Source organism: Microcystis sp. Msp_OC_L_20101000_S702, from assembly GCF_007095705.1.
In the GTDB taxonomy this organism is placed as follows: domain Bacteria; phylum Cyanobacteriota; class Cyanobacteriia; order Cyanobacteriales; family Microcystaceae; genus Microcystis; species Microcystis ichthyoblabe_A.
The window spans coordinates 1-5,814 of sequence record NZ_SFBO01000063.1; the positions used below are offsets into that span (position 1 = coordinate 1).

Annotated in this window: 10 protein-coding genes; all 10 read left to right on the plus strand. The window is 49.0% G+C overall.

All coding sequences use genetic code 11. From position 1 onward, the window contains the following. Positions 1–475: 475 nt before the first annotated feature. The 10 genes from infA (at position 476) to rpmE (ending at position 5,334) form a co-directional block, all read left to right on the plus strand. Positions 476–706, plus strand: coding sequence for a translation initiation factor IF-1 (infA, locus tag EWV60_RS06530; protein WP_002737109.1), 231 nt, complete (start codon positions 476–478; stop codon positions 704–706). A gap of 127 nt (positions 707–833) precedes the next feature. After that, the gene (rpmJ, locus tag EWV60_RS06535; protein ID WP_012593611.1) at positions 834–947 is read left to right on the plus strand and encodes a 50S ribosomal protein L36; all 114 of its coding nucleotides are present in this window, start codon (positions 834–836) and stop codon (positions 945–947) included. A 93-nt stretch (positions 948–1,040) separates the two neighbouring features. Then, positions 1,041–1,424 carry a 30S ribosomal protein S13 gene (gene rpsM, locus EWV60_RS06540; RefSeq protein ID WP_002735415.1) on the plus strand — a complete coding sequence of 128 codons (384 nt, stop codon included), beginning with the start codon at positions 1,041–1,043 and terminating at the stop codon, positions 1,422–1,424. Between the two features lie 39 nt (positions 1,425–1,463). After that, complete coding sequence (gene rpsK, locus EWV60_RS06545; protein WP_002735413.1) at positions 1,464–1,856, plus strand: 30S ribosomal protein S11; 393 nt, start codon at positions 1,464–1,466, stop codon at positions 1,854–1,856. Between the two features lie 179 nt (positions 1,857–2,035). After that, positions 2,036–2,977, plus strand: coding sequence for a DNA-directed RNA polymerase subunit alpha (locus EWV60_RS06550; RefSeq protein WP_002737965.1), 942 nt, complete (start codon positions 2,036–2,038; stop codon positions 2,975–2,977). A gap of 21 nt (positions 2,978–2,998) precedes the next feature. Continuing rightward, positions 2,999–3,349 (plus strand): 50S ribosomal protein L17, encoded by a 351-nt coding sequence (rplQ, locus tag EWV60_RS06555; protein ID WP_002801078.1) that lies wholly within the window; start codon positions 2,999–3,001, stop codon positions 3,347–3,349. Between the two features lie 2 nt (positions 3,350–3,351). Then, a complete protein-coding gene (gene truA / locus EWV60_RS06560) occupies positions 3,352–4,167 on the plus strand; it encodes a tRNA pseudouridine(38-40) synthase TruA (RefSeq protein ID WP_287231625.1) in 816 nt (271 codons plus the stop codon). Between the two features lie 40 nt (positions 4,168–4,207). Next, complete coding sequence (rplM, locus tag EWV60_RS06565; protein ID WP_002735375.1) at positions 4,208–4,663, plus strand: 50S ribosomal protein L13; 456 nt, start codon at positions 4,208–4,210, stop codon at positions 4,661–4,663. 4 nt (positions 4,664–4,667) lie between these two features. Beyond that, on the plus strand, positions 4,668–5,081 hold the full coding sequence (gene rpsI, locus EWV60_RS06570; RefSeq protein ID WP_002737094.1) for a 30S ribosomal protein S9: 414 nt from the start codon (positions 4,668–4,670) through the stop codon (positions 5,079–5,081). A gap of 19 nt (positions 5,082–5,100) precedes the next feature. Continuing rightward, a complete protein-coding gene (gene rpmE, locus EWV60_RS06575; RefSeq protein ID WP_002735793.1) occupies positions 5,101–5,334 on the plus strand; it encodes a 50S ribosomal protein L31 in 234 nt (77 codons plus the stop codon). The last annotated feature ends 480 nt before the right edge of the window (positions 5,335–5,814 follow it).

Consider the following 5,814-nt stretch of genomic DNA (forward strand, 5'->3'; position numbering starts at 1 on the left):
CCTTTTTTCTTAGCATAATCTGATAGTTTCATGTGAACTGCAATGTAAACTTGTACTAACCATATTAGCAGTTGTTTGCAGTCATTTGCATATATTTTTTACAAAACTTTACAATACTGCCTAGTAGTGGGGAGATGGGGGTGGAGGCTGGAGTCAGGAGATGGGAGAGGGAAGATGGGGCGCTTTTTTGCTGTGAACTGAAAACTCACATCTGATCACTGATCACTGATAAGCTATACTGGGGGAACTGTGGTGACAGCACGGTTGCTGCTGCCGAATCGGCTCTCCTACTAGGTTCTGTGTGATAAGTTTAACTTACTATATGATCGATCAATCTTTGTGTCCTTTGTGTCTTTGTGGTTCGTTCCACCCCCCCGCTGGGAGGAATGTATCTTAGAATACATTTTAACCACCAAACCCAAGAGAGCTCCGAATCATTAAATAAATTGTCCCCAGTGAAATTGAGGAATTAACTTTGTCTAAACAAGATCTCATCGAAATGGAAGGAACCGTCACGGAATCTTTGCCTAACGCCATGTTTAGGGTGGATTTAGATAACGGTTTCAACGTCTTAGCTCACATATCCGGCAAAATCCGCCGTAATTATATCAAAATCCTCCCTGGCGATCGAGTAAAAGTGGAACTCACACCCTACGACCTAACCAAAGGCAGAATTACCTATCGCCTGAAAAATCAAAAAAAATAGCGATAAATAGGGGCAGAGAAGCCAAAAAGCCTAATAAGCAGCCAAATTTATTTAAAAAAAATAGGTGACACGAGTAAAAGAAATCTGATATAATAATGAGCTTGCAGTGTTGCCAAAATAGTTAGGCATGAAAGTTAGAGCGTCTGTCAAAAAAATGTGCGAAAAGTGCCGCGTCATCCGTCGGCGCGGTCGAGTCATGGTAATTTGTTCTAACCCCAAACACAAGCAGAGACAAGGTTAATCCACCAAAGTCACTGTCTTGGGGCAGAGAATCGTTACCGTTAATTGTAGTCGTTTTTGGAAAAAAAATCGTTCATAGGGAGAAAAAAAAAGCGTGGCAAGGATAGCTGGTGTAGACCTACCTCGCGATAAGCGTGTGGAAATCGCCCTGACCTACCTCTACGGAGTGGGTCTATCGCGTTCCCAAGAAGTCTTATCCGCGACGGGTGTTAACCCTGACACTCGGGTCAAGGATCTCAGCGATGAAGACGTGGCGGCGCTACGGACTTATATCGAGACAAATTATCAAATCGAGGGGGATTTGAGACGCTGGGAGGCGATGAACATCAAACGCCTCGCCGATATCGGCACCTATCGAGGTCGTCGGCATCGGCTAGGATTACCCGTGCGCGGGCAACGGACGCGAACCAATGCGCGGACCCGTCGCGGTCGTCGGGTGACAGTGGCAGGGAAGAAAAAAGCCCCCTCCAAGAAATAATTTTTTATTCATTGCGATATCCCCCAATCAAGAAAAACTATGGCGCGACCAACCAAAAAAACCGGACCGAAAAAACAGAAAAAAAATATTCCTACCGGAGTCGCTCACATTCAATCGACCTTCAACAACACCATTGTCACGATCGCCGATACCAAAGGCGATGTGATCTCTTGGGCATCGGCGGGATCGAGTGGTTTTAAAGGAGCCAAAAAAGGAACCCCTTTCGCCGCCCAAACCGCCGCCGATAACGCCGCCCGCCGAGCGATCGAACAGGGAATGCGTCAACTAGAGGTGATGGTGAGCGGCCCCGGGGCAGGACGGGAAACCGCAATCCGGGCCCTGCAAGGAGCAGGATTAGAAATCACCCTGATCCGGGACGTGACTCCCATCCCCCACAATGGTTGTCGTCCTCCCAAACGCCGGAGAGTGTAAACAGTGAACAGCTTTTTCAGGTGACAGGGATCTTGAGGCCGACAGCCGTTAGCTTTGAGCGCATCAGCAGCAGAATCGGGTCGTCAAAGACCATCTGAGCAAAAAGCTAAAGGCTGAAAGCCAAAGAAAACTGATAACTGATAACTGATAACTGAAAACTGAACAAGGGAGGTCAATCGGTGGCGCAATTTCAAATCGAGTGTGTAGAAGCAAAAACTTACAAGAATCAGAGTCAGTACAGTAAATTTGTACTAGAGCCTCTGGAAAGAGGCCAGGGTACAACCGTAGGTAATGCCCTGAGACGGATTCTCATTTCCAATCTGGAAGGGGCGGCCGTGACGGCCCTGCGGATCGCGGGAGTCAATCACGAATTTGCCACCGTCGAGGGGGTACGCGAGGACGTGATGGAACTCATGCTCAACATGAAAGAAATCATCCTGAAAAGCTACACCAATCAAACCCAGATCGGGCGTTTAGTGGCAACTGGGCCGGCGACAGTAGTGGCGGCACAATTCGATTTACCCTCAGAAATCGAGATAGTTGATCGCAATCAGTACGTCGCCACCCTAGCCGAAGGGGCCAAGCTAGAGATGGAATTTCGCGTGGAAAAAGGCAAAGGCTACCGGGCAATTGATCGCAGTAAAGAAGAAGCCACTTCGCTCGACTTTCTGCAAATCGACTCTATCTTTATGCCCGTAACCAAAGTCAACTACAGCGTCGAAGATATCCGTTCCGAAAGCGGTCAAGCTAGAGATCGTCTGCTCTTAGAAATTTGGACAAACGGGAGCATTAACCCCAAAGAAGCCCTTTCCCAAGCGGCCGATATGCTGGTTAATCTCTTTAACCCGCTCAAGGATCTCAACGCCCTCGAATCCTCCGGTAACTTTGACGACCAAGAGATCAACCAAGAAAACCAAATTCCGATCGAGGAACTACAATTATCCGTGCGCGCCTACAATTGCCTGAAGCGAGCGCAGATCAACACCGTAGCCGACCTCCTCGATTACAGCCAAGAAGATCTCTTAGAAATCAAAAACTTTGGGCAGAAATCGGCTGAAGAAGTCATTGAAGCCCTACAAAAACGGTTAGGCATCACCCTACCCCAAGAAAAAAGCAAGTAAACCCAATTCCAGGAAAATACCATGAGACATCGGTGTAAAGTGCCTCAATTGGGTCTGCCGGCTGACCAAAGAAAGGCACTGCTGCGCAGCTTGGCCACCCAGCTAATTCGCCACGGTCAGATCACCACCACCCTAGCGAAAGCGAAAGCGGTGCGAGCAGAGGTAGACCACATTATCACCCTAGCTAAAGACGGTTCCCTGAGCGCCCGTCGCCAAGCTATGGGCTACATCTACGATAAACAACTGGTTCACGCCCTCTTTGAAGGCGCACAAGCCCGTTATGGCAGTCGTAACGGCGGTTATACCAGGGTCGTGCGTACCCTGCGCCGTCGCGGGGATAATGCCCCCATGGCGATTATCGAACTGATGTAACGATGACAGCTTGCCCCCAGTCGCGGATCGCCCTAGTTATCCAGTATGTGGGAACTAATTTCCACGGCTGGCAACGGCAACCCCATCACAGGAGCGTGCAGGAGGAAATCGAGAAGGCTCTGGCCGATATTCTCGGTCATGCTGTCACTCTGCACGGGGCCGGACGTACCGATAGCGGTGTTCACGCCGCCGCCCAAGTTGCCCATTTCCAGCAGCAAAGTCCGATCCCAGCTGCCCATTGGGCCAAGGTTCTCAATGCTCGGCTAGATGACGATATCGTCATTCGGGCCTCGGCCCAGGTTCCCGATCGCTGGCACGCCCGTTTCTCGGCCCTCTGGCGACGTTATCGTTACACCCTCTATACCGACCCCATCCCCAATCTCTTTGTTAGCCCCTTTAGTTGGCACTACTACCATCGTCCCCTCGATGCCGATTTGATGGCCAGGGCTTTACGGCCCCTATTGGGCAAGCACCATCTGGCCGCCTTTCACCGTGCTAACTCTAGTCGCGACCATTCCTGGGTAGAAGTACAGGGGGTGGAATGCTACCGTCAAGGGCCGTTTGTACAGATGGAAATTCAAGCCAATGGCTTTTTGTACGGGATGGTGCGGCTATTGGTGGGAATGTTGGTAGAGGTGGGAACTGGTGAGCGATCGCTAGAAAACTTTACCGACATCTGGGTCAATCAGCGCCGAGAATTGGTCAAATACGCCGCACCAGCTAAAGGACTATGTTTACTGCGGGTGGGTTACGCCGATTTTCCCTTTGCCGATAGCGTCTGGTGCGAGACTCAGCCTCTTTATTATTTCCGAGCATAGAGATTCAAAGTTTATTTTTGTAAAGCAAGGCAAACTGACCATGAACAAAACACCGCTACCAAATTTAGAGACTCTAGAGCAGAAATGGTACGTCATTGATGCGGCCGATCAGCGTCTAGGTCGTCTGGCCACCGAAATCGCGATGATTCTACGGGGCAAAAATAAAGCCACCTTCACCCCCCATCTGGATACGGGGGATTTTGTCATTGTTATTAACGCTGAAAAAGTGACGGTAACGGGCAAAAAACGCCAACAGAAAGTTTATCGCCGCGACTCCGGCAGACCGGGTGGTATGAAGGTAGAAAGCTTCGATAAACTGCAAAAACGCATTCCCGAACGGATTATCGAACACGCTGTTAAGGGAATGCTCCCGAAAAATAGCTTAGGTCGGAAATTGTTCACGAAACTGAAAGTTTATGCCGGTGCGGAACATCCCCATCAGGCACAACAACCGGAAGTTTTAGCGATTAATACGATTCCCGCAGGAGGAAATTAAGTCAATGCAAGCCACGGACAGTAAAAATAAGGTAGTTTATTGGGGAACGGGACGACGCAAATCGGCGGTCGCTTCCGTGCGTCTGGTGCCGGGGACGGGGGCAATTACCGTTAACGGTCGCGATGGGGAAACCCACTTTAACCGCATTCCCACCTATATCCAGACGATCAAGGCTCCTCTGGAGACTTTGGGACTGGAAAACGAGTATGATATCATCGTTAAGGCCGAGGGCGGTGGTTTGACCGGCCAAGCGGACGCGGTGAAATTGGGTGTCGCTAGAGCTTTATGTCAATTGGCCCCGGAAAATCGTCCTCCCCTCAAGAGTGAAGGTTATCTGACTCGGGATCCCCGGGCGAAGGAACGGAAAAAATACGGTCTTCACAAAGCGCGTAAAGCGCCTCAATACTCGAAACGTTAGGTTAATAGAGAGGTTTATTATGCCGAAAAAAATTCATCCTACTTGGTATCCGGAAGCTAAGGTGATCTGTAATGGTGAAGTGGTGATGACGGTGGGTTCGACCAAACCAGAAATTCATGTGGAGGTTTGGTCTGGTAATCATCCTTTTTATACGGGAACCCAGAAGATGATTGATACGGAGGGCCGGGTCGATCGCTTCTTGCGTAAGTACAAAATGGGTGATAAGTCAAGCAAAAAGGCTGATCAGAAATAATTCTTTACTTTTGCCTTTTTGACCCGGTGGGGAGATTTTCCCGCCGGTTTTTTTGCTATCTTGAGGCTAGTAGAGTCATTATCGATCTTCTGGAACTTTCGGAAATCCCTGACCGAATCCAGATTCTGAAACCCTTGCTTGACAAATGATCGCTAACTTTTTTTCTAATAAAAACTCAAATTTCGGGTTTCTGTTAGTTAGCGATAGCTTGAAGGTTTACCCCATAAGAGAGCTAGAGTTTAGAGACTGTAAGACTTTTGCCAGACCCCCCCCGAACGGTTACAAAGAAGTTGACTTTAAATTAGGAATAAAGGGTGGTGGTGTAACTGAGGGAACGGGAAAAGCAGCGATCACTTTTATATCTGGACTTCCCCGTTGACAAAAGGCCATAACCTGTGCTGTAGAAGGGATTAAGAGAATTTCCGCCGCCCCGTTACTGGGTACAAATCAGGGAAACTCCCAATAAATCTAACGCTTTTT

What these genes read in the sequence shown, in the direction of transcription:
- rpmJ (WP_012593611.1), top strand. Translation starts at nt 834, where the DNA reads ATGAAAGTTAGAGCGTCTGTCAAAAAAATGTGCGAAAAGTGCCGCGTC.
- rpsK (WP_002735413.1), top strand. Translation starts at nt 1,464, where the DNA reads ATGGCGCGACCAACCAAAAAAACCGGACCGAAAAAACAGAAAAAAAAT.
- rplQ (WP_002801078.1), top strand. Translation starts at nt 2,999, where the DNA reads ATGAGACATCGGTGTAAAGTGCCTCAATTGGGTCTGCCGGCTGACCAA.
- truA (WP_287231625.1), top strand. Translation starts at nt 3,352, where the DNA reads ATGACAGCTTGCCCCCAGTCGCGGATCGCCCTAGTTATCCAGTATGTG.
- rplM (WP_002735375.1), top strand. Translation starts at nt 4,208, where the DNA reads ATGAACAAAACACCGCTACCAAATTTAGAGACTCTAGAGCAGAAATGG.
- rpsI (WP_002737094.1), top strand. Translation starts at nt 4,668, where the DNA reads ATGCAAGCCACGGACAGTAAAAATAAGGTAGTTTATTGGGGAACGGGA.
- rpmE (WP_002735793.1), top strand. Translation starts at nt 5,101, where the DNA reads ATGCCGAAAAAAATTCATCCTACTTGGTATCCGGAAGCTAAGGTGATC.